Annotated in this window: 22 protein-coding genes; 10 read left to right on the forward strand and 12 right to left on the reverse strand. The window is 66.3% G+C overall.

Features of this window, described 5'->3' with window-relative positions:
* Positions 1-12 precede the first annotated feature (12 nt).
* From J7U46_RS01740 to J7U46_RS01755, 4 genes are all read right to left on the reverse strand, one after another.
* Positions 13-1,695, reverse strand: a complete 1,683-nt coding sequence (locus tag J7U46_RS01740; protein ID WP_282823096.1) for a cation:proton antiporter — start codon at positions 1,693-1,695, stop codon at positions 13-15.
* A 34-nt stretch (positions 1,696-1,729) separates the two neighbouring features.
* Positions 1,730-2,350, reverse strand: coding sequence for an outer membrane lipoprotein chaperone LolA (gene lolA / locus J7U46_RS01745; protein ID WP_282823097.1), 621 nt, complete (start codon positions 2,348-2,350; stop codon positions 1,730-1,732).
* A 2-nt stretch (positions 2,351-2,352) separates the two neighbouring features.
* Positions 2,353-4,611 (reverse strand): DNA translocase FtsK, encoded by a 2,259-nt coding sequence (locus tag J7U46_RS01750; RefSeq protein WP_282824935.1) that lies wholly within the window; start codon positions 4,609-4,611, stop codon positions 2,353-2,355.
* A 201-nt stretch (positions 4,612-4,812) separates the two neighbouring features.
* On the reverse strand, positions 4,813-5,481 hold the full coding sequence (locus J7U46_RS01755) for a Crp/Fnr family transcriptional regulator (RefSeq protein ID WP_282823098.1): 669 nt from the start codon (positions 5,479-5,481) through the stop codon (positions 4,813-4,815).
* Between the two features lie 178 nt (positions 5,482-5,659).
* On the opposite strand from J7U46_RS01755, the gene trxB reads away from it, so the two are divergent.
* The 3 genes from trxB (at position 5,660) to rpmG (ending at position 7,250) form a co-directional block, all read left to right on the forward strand.
* A complete protein-coding gene (gene trxB, locus J7U46_RS01760; RefSeq protein ID WP_282823099.1) occupies positions 5,660-6,619 on the forward strand; it encodes a thioredoxin-disulfide reductase in 960 nt (319 codons plus the stop codon).
* A 197-nt stretch (positions 6,620-6,816) separates the two neighbouring features.
* Entirely contained in the window at positions 6,817-7,050 is a 234-nt protein-coding gene (rpmB, locus tag J7U46_RS01765; RefSeq protein WP_268153841.1) for a 50S ribosomal protein L28, read from the forward strand.
* A gap of 29 nt (positions 7,051-7,079) precedes the next feature.
* The gene (gene rpmG / locus J7U46_RS01770; RefSeq protein WP_282823100.1) at positions 7,080-7,250 is read left to right on the forward strand and encodes a 50S ribosomal protein L33; all 171 of its coding nucleotides are present in this window, start codon (positions 7,080-7,082) and stop codon (positions 7,248-7,250) included.
* Positions 7,251-7,328: 78 nt separating this feature from the next.
* Here rpmG and J7U46_RS01775 read toward each other — a convergent pair whose 3' ends face one another.
* The 3 genes from J7U46_RS01775 to J7U46_RS01785 form a co-directional block, all read right to left on the reverse strand.
* Positions 7,329-7,841 carry a DUF3016 domain-containing protein gene (locus J7U46_RS01775; protein ID WP_282823101.1) on the reverse strand — a complete coding sequence of 171 codons (513 nt, stop codon included), beginning with the start codon at positions 7,839-7,841 and terminating at the stop codon, positions 7,329-7,331.
* 110 nt (positions 7,842-7,951) lie between these two features.
* The gene (locus tag J7U46_RS01780; protein WP_282823102.1) at positions 7,952-9,160 is read right to left on the reverse strand and encodes a fatty acid desaturase; all 1,209 of its coding nucleotides are present in this window, start codon (positions 9,158-9,160) and stop codon (positions 7,952-7,954) included.
* 155 nt (positions 9,161-9,315) lie between these two features.
* Positions 9,316-10,575 carry an RsmB/NOP family class I SAM-dependent RNA methyltransferase gene (locus J7U46_RS01785; RefSeq protein WP_282823103.1) on the reverse strand — a complete coding sequence of 420 codons (1,260 nt, stop codon included), beginning with the start codon at positions 10,573-10,575 and terminating at the stop codon, positions 9,316-9,318.
* A gap of 21 nt (positions 10,576-10,596) precedes the next feature.
* Here J7U46_RS01785 and J7U46_RS01790 point away from each other — a divergent pair, with 21 nt between their 5' ends.
* Together J7U46_RS01790 and J7U46_RS01795 are read left to right on the forward strand one after the other, a co-directional pair.
* Positions 10,597-10,836, forward strand: coding sequence for a DUF1653 domain-containing protein (locus tag J7U46_RS01790; RefSeq protein WP_282823104.1), 240 nt, complete (start codon positions 10,597-10,599; stop codon positions 10,834-10,836).
* Complete coding sequence (locus J7U46_RS01795; RefSeq protein WP_282823105.1) at positions 10,833-11,495, forward strand: DUF1345 domain-containing protein; 663 nt, start codon at positions 10,833-10,835, stop codon at positions 11,493-11,495. The genes J7U46_RS01790 and J7U46_RS01795 overlap by 4 nt, the downstream gene beginning before the upstream one ends.
* A gap of 3 nt (positions 11,496-11,498) precedes the next feature.
* On the opposite strand, the gene purN is transcribed toward J7U46_RS01795, so the two are convergent.
* Positions 11,499-12,137, reverse strand: coding sequence for a phosphoribosylglycinamide formyltransferase (purN, locus tag J7U46_RS01800; RefSeq protein WP_282823106.1), 639 nt, complete (start codon positions 12,135-12,137; stop codon positions 11,499-11,501).
* A 50-nt stretch (positions 12,138-12,187) separates the two neighbouring features.
* On the opposite strand from purN, the gene trpS reads away from it, so the two are divergent.
* Genes trpS through J7U46_RS01815 form a run of 3 tightly spaced genes read left to right on the forward strand, consistent with a single transcriptional unit; the run spans position 12,188 to position 15,016 of the window.
* A complete protein-coding gene (trpS, locus tag J7U46_RS01805; protein ID WP_282823107.1) occupies positions 12,188-13,198 on the forward strand; it encodes a tryptophan--tRNA ligase in 1,011 nt (336 codons plus the stop codon).
* A gap of 16 nt (positions 13,199-13,214) precedes the next feature.
* On the forward strand, positions 13,215-13,649 hold the full coding sequence (locus J7U46_RS01810; RefSeq protein ID WP_282823108.1) for a DUF3717 domain-containing protein: 435 nt from the start codon (positions 13,215-13,217) through the stop codon (positions 13,647-13,649).
* A complete protein-coding gene (locus tag J7U46_RS01815; RefSeq protein WP_282823109.1) occupies positions 13,646-15,016 on the forward strand; it encodes an MATE family efflux transporter in 1,371 nt (456 codons plus the stop codon). The genes J7U46_RS01810 and J7U46_RS01815 overlap by 4 nt, the downstream gene beginning before the upstream one ends.
* A 1-nt stretch (position 15,017) precedes the next feature.
* Here the strand turns inward: J7U46_RS01815 and J7U46_RS01820 are convergent, their stop codons facing one another.
* The 4 genes from J7U46_RS01820 to ettA form a co-directional block, all read right to left on the reverse strand.
* Positions 15,018-16,370, reverse strand: a complete 1,353-nt coding sequence (locus J7U46_RS01820; protein WP_282823110.1) for an ATP-binding protein — start codon at positions 16,368-16,370, stop codon at positions 15,018-15,020.
* Between the two features lie 129 nt (positions 16,371-16,499).
* Entirely contained in the window at positions 16,500-17,207 is a 708-nt protein-coding gene (locus J7U46_RS01825; RefSeq protein ID WP_282823111.1) for a response regulator transcription factor, read from the reverse strand.
* A gap of 102 nt (positions 17,208-17,309) precedes the next feature.
* On the reverse strand, positions 17,310-17,819 hold the full coding sequence (locus tag J7U46_RS01830) for a periplasmic heavy metal sensor (protein WP_282823112.1): 510 nt from the start codon (positions 17,817-17,819) through the stop codon (positions 17,310-17,312).
* A 131-nt stretch (positions 17,820-17,950) separates the two neighbouring features.
* Positions 17,951-19,615 (reverse strand): energy-dependent translational throttle protein EttA, encoded by a 1,665-nt coding sequence (gene ettA, locus J7U46_RS01835; protein ID WP_282823113.1) that lies wholly within the window; start codon positions 19,613-19,615, stop codon positions 17,951-17,953.
* A gap of 190 nt (positions 19,616-19,805) precedes the next feature.
* Between ettA and J7U46_RS01840 the strand changes: the two genes are divergently transcribed.
* Together J7U46_RS01840 and J7U46_RS01845 are read left to right on the forward strand one after the other, a co-directional pair.
* Positions 19,806-21,380 carry an ABC transporter substrate-binding protein gene (locus J7U46_RS01840; protein ID WP_282823114.1) on the forward strand — a complete coding sequence of 525 codons (1,575 nt, stop codon included), beginning with the start codon at positions 19,806-19,808 and terminating at the stop codon, positions 21,378-21,380.
* A 158-nt stretch (positions 21,381-21,538) separates the two neighbouring features.
* Positions 21,539-23,047: a DEAD/DEAH box helicase gene (locus tag J7U46_RS01845; RefSeq protein ID WP_282823115.1), complete on the forward strand. Its 1,509-nt coding sequence runs from the start codon at positions 21,539-21,541 to the stop codon at positions 23,045-23,047.
* The last annotated feature ends 59 nt before the right edge of the window (positions 23,048-23,106 follow it).

The raw sequence follows: 23,106 nt of genomic DNA on the forward strand, positions 1-23,106 counted from the left end.
TTCAGTGCTGGCTCAATGCTTGACGAGCTGCGCGAGGGCGCGCTGACTCAGGCTTTCGGCCAGCGCCTGCTCGGGTTGCAAGACCTCGCCGAGGCCAGATTCACGCAGCAGGTTCGCCTCGTCTTCGCTGCGTGCGCACAGCAGCAGGCGGATGCCGGGGTTGAGCTGGCGCGCGGTATCAACCATGCGGCTGGCTTGCAGGCTGTCGCCGGCGGTGATCACCAACATGGCGGCGCGCGCCACATGGGCCTGGATCAGCACGGCCGGCTCGCTGGCATCGCCACAAACGGCCGGCAGGCCCTGCTCGCGCAAGGCCTCGACGCGCTCGCGCTGCATCTCGGCCACGACAACCGCCACGCCCTTGGCACGCAGGCTTGCAGCCAGCGGCGCGCCAACGCGCCCATGACCAACCAGCACGACCTGGTTCTGCAAGAGCGCCGGGTCCACCGAGGTGGGCAGCTCAGCGAGCGGATCGTCGCGCTGCTCCAGCTTGCGGGCATGGGCCGAGCGCTTCAGTATCCAGGCCTGGGCCGGCGCGATGGCCGAGAACAGCACCGAGTTCAGCGCGATGGAGATCAGCGCCCCGGCCAGCACCAGGCTTTGCGCCTCTGCACCGACGAGGCCAAGGCCACGCCCGAGGCCGATCAGGATGAAGGAGAACTCACCGATCTGGGCCAGGCTGGCGCCCACGGTCAGCGCGGTGTTCAGCGGGTAGCGCAGCATCAGGACCAGGGCCAGGGCTGCCAGCGTCTTGCCGACGATGATGACCGCGCTGACCAGCAAGACCTTGAGCGGCTCGTCCAGCAGCACGCGCGGGTCGAACAACATGCCCACGGCCACGAAGAACAGCACGGCGAAGGCATCGCGCAGCGGCAACGATTCATCGGCCGCGCGGTGGCTGTATTCCGACTCGCGCAGCATCATGCCGGCGAAGAAGGCACCGAGCGCGAAGGACACATCAAAGAGCTTGGCCGCCGCAAAGGCAACGCCCACCGCCGCCGAGATCACGCCCAGCGTGAACAGCTCGCGCGAGCCGGTGCGCGCCACGGCCCACAAGAGGCGCGGCAAGGCGCGCTTGCCGAAGATCAGCATCAGGGCGATGAAGGCAGCGACCTTGGCCAGCGTGATGAACACCGTCATCGCCAGGCCCGGGCCGAGCGCCTCGCCGCTCAGGAGGCCAGCGAGTGGCGGCAGCAGGACCAGCACCATGACCATCACCAGGTCTTCGACCACCAGCCAGCCCACGGCGATGCGGCCGTTGGCCGTTTCCAACTGGCCGCGATCTTCCAGGGCACGCAAGAGCACCACGGTACTGGCCACCGACAGCGCCAGGCCAAACACCAGAGCGGCACCGAAGCTCCAACCCCAGGCCAGCGCAAGACCTGCCCCCATGGCCGTGGCCACGAGGATCTGAACCATGGCACCCGGCACGGCAATGCGCTTGACCGAGAGCAGGTCGCCCATCGAGAAATGCAGGCCCACGCCGAACATCAGCAGCATCACGCCGATTTCAGAGAGCTGGCTGGCCAGGGCCATGTCGGCCACGAAGCCCGGCGTGGCCGGGCCTATCAGCACCCCCGCCAGCAGATAGCCCACCAAGGGCGGCAGCCGCAGCTTGAGTGCGACATAACCGAAGATCAAGGCCAGACCGAAACCGGCGGCCAGGGTGGCGATCAGGCTGACGTCATGGGGCATCGTCGCTGGGGTTCCTTGTAGGTGAGTGGATTGCTTACTGTTCGATCAGGTCGGCACCGGCCGGCAGCTGGAAGCGAAAGCGCTCGGCCGGGATGCTGGGGTTGGAGACAACGCCCGCGAATTCGAGCAGCGATTTCTGGCCAAAAGCATCGAGGATCTCGATGGCCGCCAGCTCGCCGCCCTTGAAGCCGATGCGCAGGGTCTGGATGCTGCCCTCGGCCTGGCGCGGCGTCGCGAGCACCCAGTCGAGCCCCTTGTCGCTGGGCTGGGCCTTGAGGATGAAGTCGCGCGAGACATTGCCGCCGGCCAGCAGGGCCGCCGGCGTGGCACCGAGGGCCTGGTCGATCTTGCGGCTGCTGGCCTGGTTCAGGTCGGGGTCGTAGATCCAGACCTTCTGGCCGTCGGCCACGATCGTTTGCTCAAAAGGCTTCTGGTAGACGAAGCGGAACTGGTTGGGGCGCTGAAACTCGAAGCTGCCAGACGACTTCTTGGTGCGCTTGCCATCGGGCGCGGTGACCGTCTGCGTGAAGGTGGCGCGACCGCTCTTCACGTCCTTCAGGAAGCTGTTGAGCGTGTCGACCGAGTCGGCATGGGCGGCAGCGGCAGCGACACTCAGTGCAAGAGCCGCCAGAGACCGGGAGAGCAGGTTCATCATCGTCATTCCTCGCGCCTCGGCACGATCAGGTCGCGGCTGCCATTGGTGTTCATGGAGCCCACAAGGCCGGATTTCTCCATCTGCTCCAGCAAGCGCGCAGCGCGGTTGTAGCCTATGCGCAGATGGCGCTGCACCAGCGAGATCGAGGCGCGCTTGTGCTGCAGGACGATGGCGACCGCCTGGTCGTACATCGGATCGGCCTCGCCGTTGGCCTCGCCAGGCGCCGGGGCTTCGCCGCCCTCCCCGCCTTCGAGCACGCCGCCTTCGAGGATGCCTTCGATGTAGTTGGGCTCGCCGCCTTGCGCCTTCAGGTATTCGACGACACGATGCACCTCGTCATCGCTGACGAAGGCGCCGTGCACGCGCACCGGCAGTCCGGTGCCCGAGGCCATGTAGAGCATGTCACCCATGCCGAGCAGCGCCTCGGCGCCCATCTGGTCGAGGATGGTGCGGCTGTCGATCTTGGAGCTGACCTGGAACGAGAGGCGGGTCGGGATGTTGGCCTTGATCAGGCCGGTGATCACGTCCACCGAGGGCCGCTGCGTGGCCAGGATCAGGTGGATGCCGGCGGCACGGGCCTTCTGCGCGAGGCGGGCGATCAGCTCTTCGATCTTCTTGCCAACCACCATCATCAGGTCGGCCAGTTCGTCGATCACGACCACGATGTGGGGCAGGCGCTCCAGCGGCTCCGGCTCCTCGGGCGTGAGGCTGAACGGGTTGCCGATCTTCTCGCCGCGCTCGTCGGCGTCAAGGATCTTCTTGTTGTAGCCGGCCAGGTTGCGGACGCCCATCTTGGACATCAGCTTGTAGCGCCGCTCCATCTCGCCGACGCACCAGTTGAGCGCGTTGGCGGCCTGCTTCATGTCGGTCACCACCGGCGCCAGCAGGTGCGGGATGCCCTCGTAGACGCTCATTTCCAGCATCTTGGGGTCGATCATGATCAGGCGCACATCGCGCGCCTCGGCCTTGTAGAGCAGCGACAGGATCATCGCATTGATGCCCACCGACTTGCCCGAGCCGGTGGTGCCCGCCACCAGGCAGTGCGGCATCTTGGCCAGGTCGGCCACCATCGGCGCGCCAATGATGTCCTTGCCGAGGGCCATGGTCAGCAGCGAGGACGCATCGGCGTAGACCTGAGAGCCGAGGATCTCGGACAGGCGGATGGTCTGGCGCCGTGCATTGGGCAGTTCCAGCGCCATGTAGTTCTTGCCGGGGATGGTCTCCACCACGCGGATGCTCACGAGACTCAGGGAACGTGCCAGGTCCTTGGCCAGGTTGACGATCTGCGAGCCCTTGACGCCGGTGGCCGGTTCGATTTCGTAACGCGTGATCACCGGGCCCGGCGAGGCCGCCACCACGCGCACCTCGACCCCGAAGTCGCGCAGCTTCTTCTCGATCATGCGCGAGGTCATCTCGAGCGACTCGGGCGTCACCGACTCCACGCGCAGCGGTGCGGCGTCCAGCAGGTCGACCTGGGGCAGCTTGGTGTCGGCTGGGTCGCTGAACAGCGTCTTCTGGCGCTCCTTGGCGACGCGGGTGGACTTGGGTACCTCGATGACCGGCGCCTCGATGACGATGGGCACATGCTCCGCCACCACCTCGCGCTCGCGCTCGACCTCGACCACCTGCTTGCGTTCCAGCACCGCTTGCTCGCCGACCTTCTGGTCTTCGGCCATTTCGCGGCGCTCCTGGCGGCGTTCTCTCAGGCTTTCCAGCCAGGTGCCGAGCTGCTCGGCGAGGTTCAACCAGGAGAACCGGAAGGCCAGCGAGGCGCCCAGCAGCAGCAAGGCGATCCACACCACACCGGAGCCGGCGAAGCCCAGGGCCTTCATGCTCCAGGGCCCCAGCGTGTAGCCCCAGACACCACCGGCATGGCCGGGCAGCCGGGGCTCCCAGCCATAGAGACGCGACCATTCCAGTGCACAGCTGGCCGACATCAGAAGGACGAGGCCAAGGGCAAAGAGGCCAATGCCCCGCATCGGGTGCTCGGGGGCAGGTGTTGCCTCCTGCGCGCGCAGCACACGCGCCAGCGAGCCCAGCCACAGCCGCAGCGCGGCCAGCATCAACCACCAGGCCGAGTAGCCGAAGCAGAAGAACAGCAGATCGGAGAACCAGGCGCCCAAGGCGCCCACGCGGTTGACGAAGAGCTCGCGGCTGCCCGACACGGAAAACGCGGCGTCGGCGCGGTCATGGCTGACCAGGGCCAGCAAGGCCAGGCACCACAGCACGGCGCCGATGACCAGCCACAGAGGTGTGCGCATGGTGTACGCCGGCGGCGGCGGCGCGGCGCTGGCCTTCTTGCCCTGGCGCTTGTAGACCTTGTCAGCGGGTGCGGCGGCATCGCCGCCACCCAGCAAAGAACCTAAGGGAAAACTCATGCCGCGCATTGTGGCGCAAGCGAACCGCCCCTTCGCTCATGAGTTTTCACCAATCACAACCGCCTCGTCCCGAGGCGGCCAGCCTCAATCGTGCTGCAGGCGTTCCTTGATGACGACGGAGCCGTTCTCCAGCGTCTCGATCACGCCCTTGTCTTCCAGGTCCTTCATCACGCGGCTGACCATCTCGCGCGAGGCGCCGACGACCTTGGCCATGTCCTGGCGCGAGACCTTGCCACGGATGATCTTGATGCCCTTCTCTTCCTCGGCCATGTCCAGCAGCGTGCGAGCCACGCGGCCATAAACGTCCAGCAGCGCGAGCGACTCGATCTGGCGGTCGGCATTGCGCAGACGCGCGACCAGGCCGCGCAGGATGGCGTAGGACAGGCTGCTGCTCTCAGGCAGGCAGCGCGAGAACTCCATGCGACCCAGCACCAGCATGTCGGTCTGGACCTCGGCACGCACGGTGGCCGAATGCGGCTCGTTGTCGATCAAGCTCATTTCGCCCACGTAGTCGCCGGGCTGCAGCACGGCCAGGATGACCTCGCGGCCCCGGCTGTCGGCCGTCAGCACGCGGGCGCGGCCGTTCAAGAGGATGAACAGCGCATTGGACTTGGTCCCTTGCTCAACAATGACCTCACCGCGCTTGAAGCGGCGCTTGACCACGCTGTCCGCAATCGACTGGGCCTGGTCGGTGGTCAGCAGAGAGAACAGGGGCACCCTGCGGATCAGATCCAGGTTCGACAGCATCGCCATGTGTATAGCCTCCGGGTTGGATTGTTTTGCGATGACCTTGCTCAGCTTCGGGCAAGGCACGCACGCCTAAAATGGGCGCATTGTGCCAACTGCTTCACGCATTCACATAGGGTTTAGGCCGTATAAGCGCCGGCCAACACAACTTGTGTGCGTTGCAAGCAACCCCATCTAGCCTCCCATGACCCAGACCACCCAACACCACAAGCTGCTGATCCTCGGCTCCGGCCCTGCCGGCTACACGGCTGCCATCTATGCAGCGCGCGCCAATCTGCAGCCCACTTTGATCACTGGCATCGCCCAGGGTGGCCAGCTGATGACGACCACCGAGGTCGACAACTGGCCGGCCGACGTGATGGGCGTGCAGGGTCCGGAGCTGATGCAGCGCTTTCAGCAGCATGCCGAGCGCTTCAACACGCAGATGGTGTTCGACCACATCAACGAGGTCGATTTCAGCAAGCGCCCGTTCACCCTGAAGGGCGACAGCGGCACTTACAGCTGCGACGCCCTGATCATCGCCACCGGCGCCTCGGCCAAGTACCTGGGCCTGCCGTCTGAAGAATCGTTCATGGGCCGTGGCGTCAGCGGTTGTGCGACCTGCGACGGTTTCTTCTACCGTGGCCAGGAAGTCTGCGTGGTCGGCGGTGGCAACACGGCCGTCGAAGAAGCGCTGTACCTGAGCAATATCGCCACCAAGGTCCACGTGATCCACCGCCGCGACAAGTTCCGCGCCGAACCCATCCTCGTGGACAAGATGATGGCCAAGGTTGCCGAGGGCAAGATGGTGCTGCACACCTTCAACACCCTGGAAGAAGTGCTGGGCGACCAGAGCGGCGTCACCGGCGTGCGTATCAAGAGCACGAATGACGGCGCCGAGACCGAGCTGAAGCTGCAAGGCTGCTTCATCGCCATCGGCCACCAGCCCAATACCGACATCTTCAAGGGCCAGCTCGAGATGAAGGACGGCTACATCGTTACCAAGAGCGGCCTGAACGGCTTCGCCACCATGACCAGCGTGCCCGGCGTGTTCGCCGCAGGCGACGTGCAGGACCACGTCTACCGCCAGGCCATCACCAGCGCCGGCACGGGCTGCATGGCCGCCCTGGACGCCCAGCGCTATCTCGAGAACGCCAGCACCTGAGTCCGCACAGGCCCGCGCCACCCGGGATTCCCCGAATCCTGTGGCATAATCGCGGGCTTGCCTGTTGGATGGACCGCCCCTGCGGCGTTGAAGCTGGTCTTCAGCGACGTGGGTTTGACAGGCATAGAGCGGTCATGTGGCTGCAGCGCCTGTCGGTGCTGCAGCTGGGTAGATAGACATCAAACCGGAGAAGCGTCATGGCACGCGTCTGTCAAGTCACGGGCAAGAAGCCCATGGTCGGGAACAATGTTTCCCACGCCAACAACAAAACCAAGCGTCGGTTCCTGCCGAACCTGCAATACCGCCGTTTCTTTGTGGAATCGGAAAACCGCTGGGTGCGCCTGCGCATCAGCAACGCCGCTCTGCGTTTGATCGACAAGGTCGGTATCGACCAAGTCGTTGCCGATCTGCGCGCCAAGGGCGAGCTGTAATCGTCCACTAGGAAACAAGGAGAACTACCATGGCATCCAAAGGCGGACGCGACAAGATCAAGCTGGAATCCACAGCCGGCACCGGTCACTTCTACACCACGAACAAGAACAAGAAGACGACGCCCGAAAAGCTCGAATTCATGAAGTTCGATCCCAAGGCCCGCAAGCATGTCCTGTACAAGGAAACCAAGCTGAAGTAATTCAGCATGGGGCTTGAAAGCCTGACAACAAAAAACCCGCCGCTGGCGGGTTTTTTGTTTTGCACGCCGACTCGACGATCAGCGTCCCGAGGCCGTGGCCGTGCCAGCCGGCTTGCCGAATTCAGCCTTGATCCAGTCGTCCAGCATGCGCTTCTCAAAGCGCAGCTCATCGCCAGTCGAGTAGCGGTTGAAGCGGTCGAGGTAGCTCATGTCGGACACATGGGCCTTGCCTTCCTTGAGCACCCGATCGCCATCGCTGAGCTTGTAGCTCATGTCCATGGTCGGGATGGTCATCGGGCGCATCACGCGCAGGCGGTCCATGTGGCGACCCCAAGGCTCTTCTTCGCCCGCGAGGTTGATATCGGTGACCTCGATCACCAACTCCTGCGAGCCCGTCATGTATTTGGCCGCCTGGGCCTGCAAATGGGCCTCGATCTGCTTGAGGATCTCATCGCCATTGCCACGGAAGCGGTTGATGTCGGCGAAGCTCTCGGACCTGACGAACTTGACCGTGATCCCGGCCTGAGCCGCAGCGGCGATCGCCAGCAGGCCGGCCGCGAGCAACGGCTTGAGAATGAGCTTGGTGTTCATGGAGCCCTCCTTGGCGTCATGTGGATGGGCAAAGTATAGGCAGCGACCATGAAAAAGGCGCCGACTTGCGGCGCCTTTTACTCGCGTTAACGCACGCGTCGCGAACAGTCTCAGGCGCGGGCGGCGCGCAAGCTCATCGAGAAGGCACGCAGCTCGGCAATACCGCTTTCCTCGGCCTTGCGGCACCAGGCCTGCAAGTCACTGACCAGCTGTTCGGCCGACACATTGGTCCGGGTCCACATCTGGCGCAGCTCTTCGCGCATGGACACCAGCTTGTCCAGCGCGGGGCTGGCGGCGCGGGCGCCATCGATCTCGGCCTTGGCCTCGGCCGGGATGAAGTCGCTGTCACGGTGCAGCCAGCGCTTGGCCAGCTTGAACTGGGCCAGCTTGGCGCCGTTCTGCTCGCCTTGCGCCTTCAGCTTGGCCAGTTCGGCCGCGCAAGCAGCCTTCAGGCTGCGGCCATAAGCGGCCATCACTTCGTAGCGGTTGGCGATCAGGGCTTCCAGCGTGTCCTTGTCGGCCGGCTTGATCTCGCCGAGCTGCAGCTTGGGCGCGGTCTTGCGGACCTTGGCCCAGCCGATCATTTCCATGGCACGGATGTAACCCCAGCCGATGTCGAATTCGAAGGGCTTGACCGAGAACTTGGCCGACACCGGATAGGTGTGGTGGTTGTTGTGCAGTTCTTCGCCGCCGATCAGGATGCCCCAGGGCGAGACATTGCGCGAAGCGTCAGGTGCCTCGAAATTGCGATAGCCCCAGTAGTGGCCGATGCCGTTGATCACGCCGGTCGCCCAGACCGGGATCCAGGCCATCTGGATCGCCCAGATGGTGGCGCCGATGGCACCGAACAGCGCCAGGTTGATGACCAGCATCAGGCCAACGCCCTGCCAGGAATAGCGGGTGTACAGGTTGCGCTCGATCCAGTCGTCCGGCGTGCCCGTGCCGTACTTGGCCATGGTCTCCATGTTCTTGGATTCGGCACGGTAGAGCTCGACGCCCGTCAGGAGCAAGGCTTTCAGGCCGCGCGTCTGCGGGCTGTGCGGGTCTTCCTCGGTCTCGCATTTGGCGTGGTGCTTGCGGTGGATGGCGACAAACTCCTTGGTCACCATGCCCGTGGTCAGCCACAGCCAGAAACGGAAGAAATGCGAGGGGATGGGACCCAGTTCCAGCGCACGGTGCGATTGAGCACGATGCAGGAAGATGGTGACACCCAGGATGGTGAAGTGGGTCAGAACCAGGGTGTAGCCCACGATTTGCCAGACGCTGGCATCCAGCAGGCCGTAGCCAAGCCACTGCACCAAGGCATCGCGAACAATCATCAATTCATTCATTCAGTCCAAACCCTTACCCAACGACTGGGCGAAAAGAAGTGCTGGGATTGTAGGCGACGCGCTCTAAATCGCCGAGTGCCTGAACCGGTGGAATCCTTGAGCGCCGTCAAGGCGAGGCGGATTCCAGGCTCGTTCGTGCAAATTCAGCGCTTGGTCCAGACGGCGGCGAAGAAGCCGTCGGTCTGGTGCTGATGCGGCCAGAGCCGCAGATAGCCGTCGCTGCAGAGCTGGTCGGCATCCGCCACCTGGGCCTTGGCCAGCAGTTCGGCCGCCGGCTGGAACTCGAAATCGGGATGCGATTCGGTGAACGCGCGAGCGATGGCCTCGTTCTCCTCGTCCAGCAAGCTGCAAGTGGCATAGACCAGGCGGCCGCCAGACTTCAGCAGCCGGGCCGCGCTGTCCAGGATGGCCGTCTGCTTGGCCTGCAGCTCGGCGATGGCTTGCGGAGACTGGCGCCATTTGAGGTCCGGATTGCGGCGCAGCGTGCCAAGGCCCGAGCAAGGCGCATCGACCAGCACGCGGTCGATCTTGCCCGCCAGGCGCTTGATGCGATCGTCGCGCTCATGGACGATCTGGGCCGGGTAGACATTGGACAGGCCGCTGCGCGCCAGGCGCGGCTTCAGCGCATCGAGGCGGTGGCCCGACACGTCGAAGGCGTAGAGCCGGCCGGTGTTCCGCATGGCAGCGCCAATGGCCAGGGTCTTGCCGCCGGCACCGGCACAGAAATCGACCACCATCTCGCTGCGCTTGGCATCGAGCAACAAGGCCAGCAACTGACTGCCCTCGTCCTGCACCTCGACGCCGCCACTGGTGAAGATCTCCAGCTTGTTCAGGGCCGGCTTGCCCTCGGCGCGCAGACCCCAGGGCGAGAACGGCGTGGCCGTGGTGGCAATGCCGTTCTTGCTGAGCTGCTCCTGGGCTTCTTCGCGCTTGAGCTTGAGCGCATTGACGCGCAGGTCCAGCGGCGCGGCCTGGTTCATGCTGGCAACCAGAGCCTCAAAGCCCGCCTCGCCGAGGCGCTTTTGCAAGGGCTCCGCCAGCCAGTCGGGCAGGTTGTGGCGCAGCTTGGGCGCCAGTGAGGCTCGGTCGATGCTGGCCATCTGCTGCAGCCAGTGCCGCTCAGGCTCGCTCAGCGCGCCCTGCAGGAAGCTGTCGCTGCCCTGCCAGGCCAGCAGGCACAGGCGGCGCTCCAGCGGGCCGGAGCCCGACTGCGCGAGATGCTGCAGCAGCAGGCGCTGGCGCAGCACGGTGTAGACAGTCTCGGCCAGCGTGTGTCGTTCGCGCTGACCGAGGGCCTTGTTCTTGCGGAAGAAGCTCGAGACCACCGCGTCGGCCGGGGCATCGAGTTTGAGGACGCTGCGCAGGAGCTCGCAGCTCATTTCGAGAAGGGCATTAGGATGCATGCCGCGATTATCCCAGCCCCGATGAACGACGACGACCTGCCCCCGCTTCCCGACACGCCGACCGGCCGCTACCGCCATTACAAAGGCGGCGACTACGAGGTACTGGGCGTGGCTCGCCACAGTGAAACGCTGGAGCCCCTGGTCGTCTACAAGCCGCTCTACAACGCCAGCGGCCTGTGGGTGCGGCCGCATGCCATGTTCTTCGGCACGCTGAGGGTGGACGGCGTGGAGCGCCAGCGCTTCTCGCGCATCGAAGCATGAGCTTTTTGCAGCAACTGCGCATGCGGCCGCGCCTGCTGGCGTCAATAGCCGTCGGCGCCGCGCTGGCCTGGCTCTGGCCCGGCGCCCTGCCCTCGGTGACCCGCGCCCTGCTGGGCTGGACCAGCGGCGTCTGGCTCTACCTGAGCCTGATGTTCGTGCTGATGCACCGCGCCGACGCCCAGCACCTGAAGCAGCGGGCGCGGGCCCAAGCAGATGGCATGGGGGCGGTGTTGCTGCTCGCCGTCATCGGCGCTTTGGCCAGCCTCGCTGCCATTGCCCTGGAACTGAACCAGGTGCGGCACGGGCTCGACGTCGTCAAGGGCTGGCCTTATCTGCTGCTGGCCATCGGCACGGTGGCTGGCTCCTGGCTGCTGCTGCCCGTGGAGTTTGCGCTGGCCTATGCCAGCCTCTACCACCGCGGAGGCAACGGGCCGCACGGCCTGGAGTTCCCGGGATGCAGCGACAAGGGCGAGCTACCGGACTACAGCGACTTCCTGTATTTCTCGGTCACGCTGGCCGCGACCTCGCAGACCTCGGACGTGGCCGTCAGCGCCCGCCCCATGCGCCGCCTGGTGCTGGTGCAGGCCGTGCTGTCCTTCGTGTTCAACACCGGCGTGCTGGCCCTGACGATCAACGTCCTGGCGGGCCTGATCAGCTGAAACTCAGCTGAAGGACTGCGACTCGCCAGCGAGCTGGCGAACCCTGCCGCTCTCAAGCGCCAGCTGACCCGACACGAACCAGCGCACCGCGCTCGGGTACATGCGGTGCTCCAGCTTGAGCACGCGGGCAGACAGCGCGGCCTCATCGTCACCCGGCAGCACCGGCACCACCGCCTGGGCCACGATGGCGCCATGGTCCAACTCGGCCGTCACGAAATGCACGGTGGCGCCCGCAAACTTGCAGCCCATCCCGATGGCACGTTGGTGCGTGTGCAGGCCAGTGAACGCCGGCAGCAGCGAAGGATGGATATTGAGCATCCGATCCGCATAATGCGCGGTGAACGCCGGCGTGAGGATGCGCATGAAGCCGGCCAGCACCACGAGATCGGGCGCAAAGCCATCGATCACGCGCTGCAACTCGGCATCGAAGGCCTCACGACCTGACTGGCCCGGACCGAAGACCTTGTGATCCACCACGGCCGTGGCAATCCCGTGCGATTGAGCGAAAGCGAGGCCGGCCGCATCGGGCCGGTTGCTGATGACGGCGGCAATCTCGGCCGGCCATTGCTCGGCCGCGCGGGCCCGCACGATGGCCTCCATGTTGGAGCCGCGGCCCGAGATCAGAATGACGATGCGTTTCATCCGTCGGCAGTGTAGCTGCCTACAATGCCGCTCCCCCTCCCGAGCCAGCCATGAGCGACACCCCCATCCAGTCCCGCGAGCGCGTGCTCTCCGGCATGCGTCCGACCGGTGCCCTGCACCTGGGCCACTACCACGGCGCCTTGAAGAACTGGGTGAAGCTGCAGCACACGCATGACTGCTTCTTCTTCGTGGCCGACTGGCACGCCCTGACCACGCACTACCAGCAGCGCGAAGACATCGAGCGCAATGTCTACGACATGGTGGTCGATTGGCTGGCCGCCGGCATCGACCCCGAGCAGGCCACGCTTTTCATCCAGAGCCGCATGCCCGAGCATGCCGAGCTGTTCACGTTGCTCGCGATGAGCACGCCCTCCTCCTGGCTGGAGCGCATCCCGAGCTACAAGGACCAGGTCGCCCGCGACCGCGAGCTCGCCACCTACGGCTTCCTCGGCTACCCGCTCTTGCAGGCGGCCGACATCCTCATCTACAAGGCCTCGGGCGTGCCCGTTGGCGAAGACCAGACCTCGCACGTGGAAGTCACCCGCGAGGTGGCGCGCCGCTTCAACCGCCTCTACAGCCCCGAGGCGCCCATCCTGCCCGAGCCGCAAGCCCTCTTGACCGAGACCTCGCGCCTGAGCGGCCTCGATGGCCAGAAGATGAGCAAGAGCGCCGGCAATGCCATCGCGATGCGCGACGCGCCCGAGGTGGTCGAGGCCAAGATCAACACCATGCCCACCGACCCGCAGCGCGTGCGCCGCAGCGATGCGGGCAACCCGGCGCAATGCCCCGTCTGGCCGCTGCACCAGGTCTATTCGGACGAGGCAACCCGCGCCTGGGTGCAAGAAGGCTGCACCACCGCTGGCATCGGCTGCCTGGACTGCAAGCGCCCTCTGATCGAATCCATCCAAAAGGAGCAGGCCCCTTGGCGCGAGCGCGCCCAGGAGCTGCTGGCCGACCCGAAGAAGGTGCACTGGATCGTCGAGGTCGGCACCGAGCGGGCCCGCGCCGTCGCACGCAAGACCCTGCGCGAGGTGCGCGGCGCCATCGGCCTGGCCTACTGAAGCAAGACAGCGCGACATGGCCGTCCTGCACCTCACCGACATCGAGGCCGCCATCAACTGGTGGCGCGAGCGCCGGCCGAGCGCCGATGGCGTGCAGGCCTGCGCCGAGGTGCGGGCACTGGCCGAGGTCTATGGCCTGATGACCTACCACCGCCAGCGCTGCCGCGACGAGGAAGCCATGCCCCCGGCCGCCATGGACGCCTGGCTGGCCTGGTACGAAAGCACGCCCGACGCGCCCTGCATCGCCATCTGCTCCACCAGCCAGGGCGACGAGCTCTGCAAGGGCTGCGGCCGCACGTTCGACGAGGTGCAGAACTGGCCGGTGCTGACACCGGTGGAGAAGCGCGAGACCTGGCAGCGCATCACGCTGGAGGCCACGGCCTGGCGCTTCAACCGCTACGCCGAGCGCGCCCTCGAAGGCACGGGTACGGCCGACGGGGTCAGGTCTTGAGCGGCCTGCGCAACAGCCTCTCCCGCATCCTGCCGCTGGCCTGGCCGGTCTTCATCGGCCAGGTGGCCGTGCTGGCACTCTCCACTGTCGACACCGTGCTGGTGGCCCGCTACTCGGCCAACGACCTGGCGGCGCTGGCCATTGGCGCGGCCGTCTACACCACGGTCTTCGTCGGCCTGATGGGCGTGGTGCTGGCCGTGATGCCACTGGCTGGCCAGCATTTCGGCGCCGGCCGGCTGCGCGAAGCAGGCGACGAACTGCACCAGGCCGTCTGGGCCGCGCTGGGGCTCTCGGTCATCGGCCTGGCCATCATGCTGATGCCCGACCCCTTCCTGTGGATCGCGCAGACCACGCCCGAGGTCGAGGCCAAGGTGCGGCTCTACCTGCAAGCCTTGTCACCGGGCCTGCCTGCGGCCCTGCTGTTCACGGCCTACCGCGGCTTCAACACCGCCGTCTCGCGGCCCAAGATGGTGATGGCCTTGCAGCTCGGCGGCCTGGTGCTCAAGGTGCCGCTGACCGCCGCCCTGATCCACGGTTCGGCCGGCCTGCCAGCCCTTGGCGTTGCCGGCTGCGGCATCGCCACCTCCATCGTGCTGTGGGCCCAGGTGCTGGTCGCAGTCTGGCTGCTGCGCCGTGATGAGTTCTACGCGCAGTTCGGCCTGCTTGACGACCAGGGCCTGCACCGCCCGCGCTGGGCCGCGCTGAAGGAGTTGATGAAGCTGGGCGTGCCCATGGGCGGCTCCATCCTGATCGAGGTCAGCGGCTTCACCTTCATGGCCATCTTCATCGCGCGGCTCGGCGCCACGGCGGTGGCCGGCCATCAGCTGGCGATGAACCTGATCTCGCTGATGTTCATGCTGCCGCTGGCCCTGGCCAACGCCAGCTCCACCCTGGTGGCGCAGCGCCTCGGGGCACGCGATCCGCTCGACGCCCACCGGCTCGGCTGGCACGGCCTATTCACGGCCATGGCGCTGTCGGCCTTCAATGGCGGCCTGCTGTTCCTGCTGCGCGAACAGGTGCTGGGGCTCTACACCGGCAATGCACTCGTGATCGCGGCGGCGATGCCGCTGCTGGTGTGGGTCTGGATCTTCCACGTGGCTGATGCGGCGCAGACAGTGGCGGCCTTCGTGCTGCGCTCGCACCGCATCGCCACGGCGCCCATGGTCGTCTATGCGCTGGCGATCTGGGGTGTGGGCATCGGCGGCGGCTACTGGCTGGCCTTCAGCAACACCCTGCCCCGGCTCAGCGGCGCCCAAGGCTTCTGGTCGGCCGCCACGGCCGGCCTGGTGCTGGCCGCGGCCGGCATGACGGCCGTGCTGGCCTGGGTCCATAGGACCGAGGCTCGCGAGGCGGCATCAGCCGTCTGATTCAGCCCAGTGGCAGCGTCAGCACGAAGCAACTGCCGCCACCGTCGCGCGCCTCGCAGCGCACCGAGCCCTGGTGGCGCTGGGCAATCTGCTTGACCAGGCTGAGCCCGAGGCCCACGCCGCCCGCCTGTTCGGCATGGCCGGGCAGGCGGAAGAAGGGTTCGAAGATGCGCTCGCGCATTTCGGGCGGCACGCCAGGCCCGCGATCACAGACACGCAGCTGGGCCTCGCGCAGATCGCGCTGCATCTGCAGTTTCACTTCGCCGCCGCCGTAGCGGCGCGCGTTCTCCAGCAGGTTGCGCAGCGCGCGACGCAGGAGCCGCTCCTCGCCCAGCACACGCAGGTCGGACATGCCATTGCCCACGTCCAGCTCGGCGCCAGACTTGGCCGCCTCTTCGGCCGCCACGCCCAGCAGGTCCACCGGGTCACGGTGCGGCTCGCCACTGCCGCTCTCGAGCCGGCTGGCCAGCAGCACTTCCTCGACCAGGGCATCGAGCTCGCCGATATTGGTTTCAATCTCGCGGCGCAGCCGCTCGCGCTGGGCGGGCGACGCTTCCTCGAACATCGAGAAGGCCATCTTCAGCCGGGCCAGCGGCGAACGCAGCTCGTGGCTCGCGTTGGCCAGCAGGCTCTGGTGCGAGCGCAGCAGGGTTTCGATCTGGCCGGCAGCGCGATTGAAACTGGCCGCCAGGCGCGCGACTTCGTCCTTGCCCTCATCGTCGACGCGGTGGCTCAGGTTGCCCTCGCCGAAACGCTCGACGCCGCGCTGCAGGCCCTCGAGCCGTCGCGTCAGGCGGCGCACCACCGGGTAGGCACCGGCCGCCACCGCAAAGAACAGCAGCACCAGCAGCAGAGCCAGGGCCTCGCCACCCAGACGGTGGTTGAGCATGCCCAGGTTGAAAGTGTCTTCCCGCCGGGGCGGTGGACGCTGACCTTGAGCGCCGGCCGGACCACCAACCGCTGCGCCCTGGGGCCGGAACTGCCGCATGATGACCAGGCTGCGGCCGTCTTCCAGGTCCACGGCAAGACGCCGCGCACCGGGCTCGTCCTCGCGGCGCAGGAAGGCATCGGAGGCCGCAATGCGCTTGCCCTGCACATCTTCCAGTGCGATGGCCATGCGCAGGCGCTGGCCCCATTCGCGCAGCGAGGCGGCCTGGTCCTCGCGGGGCGCGCTGGCCGGTGGCAAGGCGCGATGCACCAGCAGGGCAATGGCGGTGAGGCGCTCGCTGGCCGCCGCATCGGCGCTGCCACGCTCCTGCTCGATCTGGTGCTGGAACAACCAGGCCGAGGCAAAGGCGAAGGCCGCCAGCACGAGGACGACGGTCAGGTAGATGCGGACGTAGAGCGCTTTCATTGCGGGGATTTTGCGTCAGCGCCGGGCCGCTCCCAAGCTGGCGCGCGGCAGCATCGTCCGGTGCATTCGCCCGACGATGCTGCGCCCCCTCGGGGGGCTGCTTGCGTACCCGCAAGCGGGGGGCAGCGTTCAAGCATCCGCATCCTGCTTGCGAGCAAAGACGTAGCCGGCACCGCGCACCGTCAGCACGCGGCGCGGAGCCTTGGGGTCTTCTTCGATGACTGCACGGATGCGCGAGATGTGAACGTCGATGGAGCGGTCGAAGGCATCGAGCGGATGGCCCTTCAACGCATCCATGATCTGGTCGCGCGAGAGCACGCGGCCCGGGCTTTGCGCCAGCACGACCAGCAGGTCGAACTGGTGGCTGGTCAGGTCGCAGGGCTTGCCATCCAGGCGGGCCAGTCTGGCCGCCATGTCGATCTCCAGGCGGCCGAAGCGCATCACCTCTTCATCGCTGGCACCCGGCTCGGCGCGGCGCAGCAAGGCCTTGATGCGGGCTTGCAGCTCGCGCGGCTCGAAGGGTTTGGGCAGGTAATCGTCGGCGCCGAGCTCGAGCCCAAGGATGCGGTCCATGGGCTCGCCACGGGCCGACAGCATCAGCACCGGCAATCGCTTCAAGCGCTGGTTGGCGCGGAGCTCGCGGCAGAAGTCGAGGCCGTCGCCATCCGGCAGCATCAGGTCCAGCACCAGCAGGTCGGGCAGGGATTCCTGCAGCGCCGCGCGGCCGGCCGTCAGAGAACCAGCCACCGCCACTTCGAAGCCGGCATGGCTCAGGTAGTCGCCCACCATGGCGGTCAGGCGGGCATCGTCATCGATCAGCAGCAGCTTGGTACTCATGGAAGCAGTCGGGGCGACCGGCCGGGCCGCAGGCTGCTCCGGGCTGGCGCCCCACGAGGGGCTGGTTGTGAGAGCGCTGAGCATAGCCCGACTGTCCTGTGCTTACTGGCTGGGCTTGGGGCCGCGCTTCTGCTCGGCCTGCTTCATGTGCTCGGCCATGCGGGCCTGGCGCTTCTTCATCTTGTCGGCGAACTTGGCGCGCTGCTCGGGCGTCAGCACCTTGGCAGCCTCGACGAAGGCCTGGCTCATGCGCTTGCTGGCGGCTTCGTGCTGGGCCTGGCGCTGCTGGCGCAGCGACTCGAAGGCGGCGGCATCGATGGTCGGAGCGGCAAACAAAGTCATGCCCTGCTCTTGCAGCTTGCGGCCGGCGTCGTGCTGGGCCTTCATGTCCTTCATGGCGGCGGCCATGATGGTGTGGATCTGCTTGCGCTGGGCGTCGGTGGCATCCACGTCTTCCAGCATCCGCTCCATGCGACCGAAAGGCATCATGCCTTCGGGGCCGCCAGGGCCACCGTGGCGGCCATGCCCGCCCATGGGCTGTGCTTGCGAGGCCAGGGCGGCCAGGCCCAGCAGACCGGCCAGGGCGAATTGCTTCAAGGTCTTGGTGCTCATCAGGGACTCCTCAACGGGGATGGTGTGAGCGAATGTTCGCGGCCGACCGTAACGCCGCCATGCCCTTGCGGTAAAGATCCGTAAACGAAAAAGCCGCCCCGAGAGGCGGCTCTTGCAGCAGTCGCTGACGCTCAGCGGATCGGCTTGAAGCGCACGCGCTTCGGGCGCGCGCCTTCCTCACCGAGGCGCTTCTTCTTGTCGGCTTCGTACTCGTGGAAGTTGCCGTCGAAGAAGAACCACTGCGAGTCGCCCTCGCAGGCGAGGATGTGGGTGCAGATGCGGTCCAGGAACCAGCGATCGTGGGAGATCACCATGGCCGAGCCGCCGAACTCCAGCAGCGCCTCTTCCAGCGCGCGCAGGGTTTCGACGTCCAGGTCGTTGGACGGTTCGTCCAGCATCAGCACGTTGCCGCCCTGGGCCAGGGTCTTGGCCAGGTGCAGGCGGCCGCGCTCACCGCCGGAGAGCTGGCCGACCATCTTCTGCTGGTCATTGCCCTTGAAGTTGAAGCGGCCAATGTAGGCGCGGCTCGGCATGATGAACTTGCCGACCACGATGTTGTCCAGGCCGCCCGAGACGTCTTCCCAGACCGTCTTGTTCGCATCCAGGCTCTGACGGCTCTGGTCCACGAAGGCCAGCTTGGCGGTCTTGCCGATCACAACCTCGCCGCTGTCCGGCGTCTCGACGCCCTGGATCATGCGGAACAGAGTGGACTTGCCGGCGCCGTTCGGGCCGATGATGCCGACGATGGCACCCGGCGGCACCTTGAACGACAGGTTGTCGATCAGCACGCGGTCGCCAAAGCTCTTGGTGACGTTCTTGAACTCGATCACCTCATTGCCGAGACGCTCGGCCACGGGAATGAAGATTTCGTTCGTCTCGTTGCGCTTCTGGTATTCGACGTCGGACAGTTCCTCGAAGCGGGCCAGACGCGCCTTGCTCTTGGCCTGGCGGCCCTTGGCATTCGAGCGCACCCACTTCAGTTCTTCCTTCATGGCCTTGGTGCGGGCGTCTTCGCTCTTCTGCTCCTGCTCCAGGCGGCGTTCCTTCTGGTCCAGCCAGTCGGAGTAGTTGCCCTTCCAGGGGATGCCGTGTCCGCGGTCCAGTTCCAGGATCCACTCGGCCGCGTTGTCCAGGAAGTAGCGATCGTGGGTGATGGCCACCACGGTGCCGGGGAAGCGCTGCAGGAACAGCTCCAGCCACTCGACCGACTCGGCGTCCAAGTGGTTGGTCGGTTCGTCGAGCAGCAGCATGTCGGGCTTGGACAGCAGCAGGCGGCACAGCGCCACGCGGCGCTTTTCACCGCCGGAAAGCACGCCGATGTTGGCGTCCCAGGGCGGCAGGTTCAGCGCGTCGGCGGCCAGTTCCAGCTGCAGGTCGGTGTTCTCGGAACCAGCGGCGGCGATGATGGCTTCCAGCTCGCCCTGCTCGGCGGCCAGGGCGTCGAAGTCGGCGTCTTCTTCGGCGTAGGCAGCATAGACCTCATCGAGGCGCTTCTTCGCGGCCAGCACGCCACCGATGCCTTCTTCCACCGCTTCACGGACGGTCTGGTCCGGGTTCAGCTTGGGTTCCTGTTCCAGGTAGCCGATCTTGATGCCGGGCATCGGGATGGCTTCGCCTTCGATTTCCTTGTCGACGCCGGCCATGATCTTCAGCAAGGTCGACTTGCCCGAGCCGTTCAGACCCAGCACGCCGATCTTGGCGCCGGGGAAGAAGGACAGGGAGATGTCCTTCAGGATGTGACGCTTGGGGGGAACCGTCTTGTTGACACGGTTCATCGAGAAGACATATTGCGCCATGGGGCTTCCTGGAATTGCTGGGGGATTTTGTTGAGGCTGCAGGCCTGGGCCCGCGCGCGACGCCGGCCGGCGCTGCGCTGAACGGCGCATTGTCGCATCTCGCCGCCGCTGCCCTTGCTACCAATGCGAGCCCTCTGTCCTGCAAAGGTCATGAGGGCAAACCTACACTGCGGCCTCGCAAGAAATTCGCATGAAAAAGATCGCTCTCTTCCTCACCGTTCTCCTCTCGCTCGTCGCCTCGGCCGGCGCCCAAACCCTGCGCTGGGCCGCCCAGGGCGATGTGCAGACGCTGGACCCGCATTCGCAGAACGAGATCCTGACCAATATGGTCAATGGCCAGATCTACGAGACCCTGGTCAAGCGCGACCGCCAGCTCAAGGTCGCGCCGGGTCTGGCCACCGAATGGAAGCAGGTCTCGCCGCTGGTCTGGCGCGTCAAGCTGCGCCAAGGCGTGAAGTTCCATGACGGCGCGCCGTTCACCGCTGATGACGTGGTCTTCTCCATCCAGCGCGCGATGGAACCGAACTCGCTGATTCGCGTCTACGCCGCGCCGGTGGGCAAGCCGCGCAAGGTGGACGCGTCGACCGTCGAGTTCCAGCTCGACAAGCCCAACCCGCTGTTCCTCGAACACCTGGTCCAGCTGTGGATCATGAGCAAGCCCTGGGCCGAGCAGCACAAGGTCACGCGCCCCCTGAACTTCAAGGAGCGCGAAGAAAGCTACACCGCCCTGCACGCCAATGGCACCGGCCCTTACCGGCTCGCCGAGCGCCAGCCCGGCATCAAGACCGTGCTGAAGCGCAACCCGGCCTGGTGGGACAAGCCGGCCGGCAATGTGCAGGAAGCGCAACTGATCCCGATTGCCAACGACGCGACGCGCAATGCCGCCCTGGTCTCGGGCGAGGTCGACCTGGTGCTGGACCCGGCGCCCCGCGACCTGGCCCGGCTGCGCCAGTCGCCCGGCATCAAGCTGGTCGAGGGCCTGGAGAACCGCCTGATCTTCATCGGCATGGACCAGTCGCGCGACAGCCTGCTCTACGCCAAGGTGCCCGGCGGCAAGAACCCCTTCAAGGACCTGCGCGTGCGCAAGGCGCTTTACCAGGCCATCGACATCGAGGCGATCAAGCGCCGCCTGATGAACGGCCAGAGCGCCCCCACCGGCGCCATGACGCCCTCGCCACTCGGCAGCTTCAACGACCCGCAGCTGGAGGCGCGTCTGCCGCTCGATCTGCCTGGCGCACAGAAGCTGATGAGCGAGGCCGGCTATCCAGAGGGCTTCGAGGTCACGCTCGACTGCACCAACAACCGCTACGTCAATGACGACGAAATCTGCCAGGCCCTGGCGGCGATGTGGAAGAAGCTGAAGATCACCGTCAAGGTCAACACCCAGCCGCGCGCCCTGCTCTTCCCCAAGCTCGAGAAGGGCGACACCAGCCTCTTCCTCTACGGCTGGGGCGGCGCCATCACCGACGCCGAGACCATGCTGACCCCGGTGCTGCGCTCGCGCAGCGAGCAAGGCGTGGGCTATGCCAACTTCGGCGGCTGGAAGGTCGAGAAGGCCGATGCGCTGGCCGCCGCCTCCAGCATCGAACCCGATCCGGCCAAGCGCGAGCAGCTGGTGCGTGGCGCCTTGCGCGAATACCGTGAAGCCCTGCCCATCCTGCCGCTTCACCGGCAGATGGCACCCTGGGCGATGCGTGGAAAAATCACGGCCCAGCACCGTGCCGACAACTGGCTGGAGCTGAACTGGGTCACGATCGCGCCATGAAGCCGCCGCTATAATGCGCGCCAACGCTGCACAACACAGTCTTTGTGCGGCGTTTCATTTTTTGAGCCAACGCACACGCCTCGCAGGGCCCTAGGACTGGCACAGCCGCAACAGCTGTGTGGCCCCGCAACTCTGGCACCGTGCTCACCAAGCAGTCAATGACCTTCGAATCCCTGGGCCTTGCAGCACCGCTGCTGAAGGCCATTGCCGACGCCGGCTACACCTCCCCGACCCCCATCCAAGCCCAAGCAATTCCCGCCGTCCTGCAAGGCGGCGACCTGCTGGCCGGCGCCCAGACCGGCACCGGCAAGACCGCCGGTTTCACGCTGCCCATGCTGCATCGCCTTGCCGCTGGCCAGCCGGTGAAGAACGCCCGCGGCCGCCCCATGGTGCGCGCCCTGGTGCTCACCCCCACCCGTGAACTGGCCGCCCAGGTCGAGGAATCGGTGCAGACCTATGGCAAGTACCTGCCGCTGAAGAGCATGGTGATGTTTGGCGGCGTGGGCATGCAGCCGCAGGTCAACAAGCTGCGCGATGGCGTCGACATCCTCGTCGCCACGCCGGGCCGCCTGCTCGACCATCACCAGCAAGGCACGCTGGACCTGTCCAAGGTCGAGATCCTGGTGCTCGACGAAGCCGACCGCATGCTGGACATGGGCTTCATCCACGACATCAAGAAGGTGCTGGCCATCCTGCCGCAGAAGAAGCAGAGCCTCTTGTTCTCGGCCACCTTCAGCGACGACATCAAGTCCCTCGCCGACCGCTTGCTGAACCAGCCGGCGCTGATCGAAGTCGCCCGCCGCAACCAGACCAATGACGCGATCGCGCAGAAGGTCCACCCGGTCGGCCGCGAGCGCAAGAAGGAACTGCTGGCCCATCTGATCAAGAGCGGCGACTGGCACCAGGTGCTGGTGTTCACCCGCATGAAGCACGGCGCCAACCGCCTGACCGACTACCTGAACGACCAGGGCATCAGCGCCATGGCCATTCACGGCAACAAGAGCCAGGGTGCCCGCACCAAGGCCCTGGCCGAATTCAAGAGCGGCGAGCTGACCTGCCTGGTAGCGACCGACATCGCGGCCCGCGGCATCGACATCGACCAGTTGCCCCACGTCGTCAACTACGAGCTGCCGAACGTGCCGGAAGACTATGTGCACCGCATCGGCCGCACCGGCCGTGCCGGCGCTCAAGGCGAGGCCGTGAGCCTCGTGTGCGTGGACGAGAACATCTTCCTGCGCGACATCGAAAAGCTGATCAAGCGCGAGATCCCGAAGGAGATCGTGGCCGGCTTCGCGCCCGATCCCAGCGAGAAGGCCGAGCCCATCGTGCTGGGCCGCATGACCATCGGCGTCGGTGGCACCCAGCGTGGTGGCCGTCCGGGCGGTGGTGGTGGCGGCCGTGGTGGCCGTCCTGGTGGTGGTGGTGGCGGTGGTCGCCCAGGTGCGGGTGGCGGTGGCGGCGGCCGTCCGGCCCACGCTGGCCAGGCACCGGCTCGCCAAGTCCAGGGCCGTCCCGCGCCGCAAGGCCAGGGCCGCCCGGCCGGGCAGCAGCCGCAAGGCCAGCGCAGCAGCGGCGCCCAGCCGGCACGCAGCAGCGATGGCAATCGAGGGGGTGGCAATGGCCAGCGCCGCGATGGCGGCCGCCTGACGCAGCCCAAGTCGCGCTGATTCCTTGACGCGAGGCAAACCGGGGTCCGCACCGCAAGGTGACGGGCCCTTGTTGTTGA

The sequence above is a fragment of the Pelomonas sp. V22 genome (genome assembly GCF_030014915.1).
Classification (GTDB): domain Bacteria; phylum Pseudomonadota; class Gammaproteobacteria; order Burkholderiales; family Burkholderiaceae_C; genus JAUASW01.

Coding starts and splice junctions, on each gene's coding strand:
- J7U46_RS01740 (WP_282823096.1), bottom strand. CDS start 1,695: ATGCCCCATGACGTCAGCCTGATCGCCACCCTGGCCGCCGGTTTCGGT.
- lolA (WP_282823097.1), bottom strand. CDS start 2,350: ATGATGAACCTGCTCTCCCGGTCTCTGGCGGCTCTTGCACTGAGTGTC.
- J7U46_RS01750 (WP_282824935.1), bottom strand. CDS start 4,611: ATGCGCACACCTCTGTGGCTGGTCATCGGCGCCGTGCTGTGGTGCCTG.
- J7U46_RS01755 (WP_282823098.1), bottom strand. CDS start 5,481: ATGGCGATGCTGTCGAACCTGGATCTGATCCGCAGGGTGCCCCTGTTC.
- trxB (WP_282823099.1), top strand. CDS start 5,660: ATGACCCAGACCACCCAACACCACAAGCTGCTGATCCTCGGCTCCGGC.
- rpmB (WP_268153841.1), top strand. CDS start 6,817: ATGGCACGCGTCTGTCAAGTCACGGGCAAGAAGCCCATGGTCGGGAAC.
- rpmG (WP_282823100.1), top strand. CDS start 7,080: ATGGCATCCAAAGGCGGACGCGACAAGATCAAGCTGGAATCCACAGCC.
- J7U46_RS01775 (WP_282823101.1), bottom strand. CDS start 7,841: ATGAACACCAAGCTCATTCTCAAGCCGTTGCTCGCGGCCGGCCTGCTG.
- J7U46_RS01780 (WP_282823102.1), bottom strand. CDS start 9,160: ATGATTGTTCGCGATGCCTTGGTGCAGTGGCTTGGCTACGGCCTGCTG.
- J7U46_RS01785 (WP_282823103.1), bottom strand. CDS start 10,575: ATGCATCCTAATGCCCTTCTCGAAATGAGCTGCGAGCTCCTGCGCAGC.
- J7U46_RS01790 (WP_282823104.1), top strand. CDS start 10,597: ATGAACGACGACGACCTGCCCCCGCTTCCCGACACGCCGACCGGCCGC.
- J7U46_RS01795 (WP_282823105.1), top strand. CDS start 10,833: ATGAGCTTTTTGCAGCAACTGCGCATGCGGCCGCGCCTGCTGGCGTCA.
- purN (WP_282823106.1), bottom strand. CDS start 12,137: ATGAAACGCATCGTCATTCTGATCTCGGGCCGCGGCTCCAACATGGAG.
- trpS (WP_282823107.1), top strand. CDS start 12,188: ATGAGCGACACCCCCATCCAGTCCCGCGAGCGCGTGCTCTCCGGCATG.
- J7U46_RS01810 (WP_282823108.1), top strand. CDS start 13,215: ATGGCCGTCCTGCACCTCACCGACATCGAGGCCGCCATCAACTGGTGG.
- J7U46_RS01820 (WP_282823110.1), bottom strand. CDS start 16,370: ATGAAAGCGCTCTACGTCCGCATCTACCTGACCGTCGTCCTCGTGCTG.
- J7U46_RS01825 (WP_282823111.1), bottom strand. CDS start 17,207: ATGAGTACCAAGCTGCTGCTGATCGATGACGATGCCCGCCTGACCGCC.
- J7U46_RS01830 (WP_282823112.1), bottom strand. CDS start 17,819: ATGAGCACCAAGACCTTGAAGCAATTCGCCCTGGCCGGTCTGCTGGGC.
- ettA (WP_282823113.1), bottom strand. CDS start 19,615: ATGGCGCAATATGTCTTCTCGATGAACCGTGTCAACAAGACGGTTCCC.
- J7U46_RS01840 (WP_282823114.1), top strand. CDS start 19,806: ATGAAAAAGATCGCTCTCTTCCTCACCGTTCTCCTCTCGCTCGTCGCC.
- J7U46_RS01845 (WP_282823115.1), top strand. CDS start 21,539: ATGACCTTCGAATCCCTGGGCCTTGCAGCACCGCTGCTGAAGGCCATT.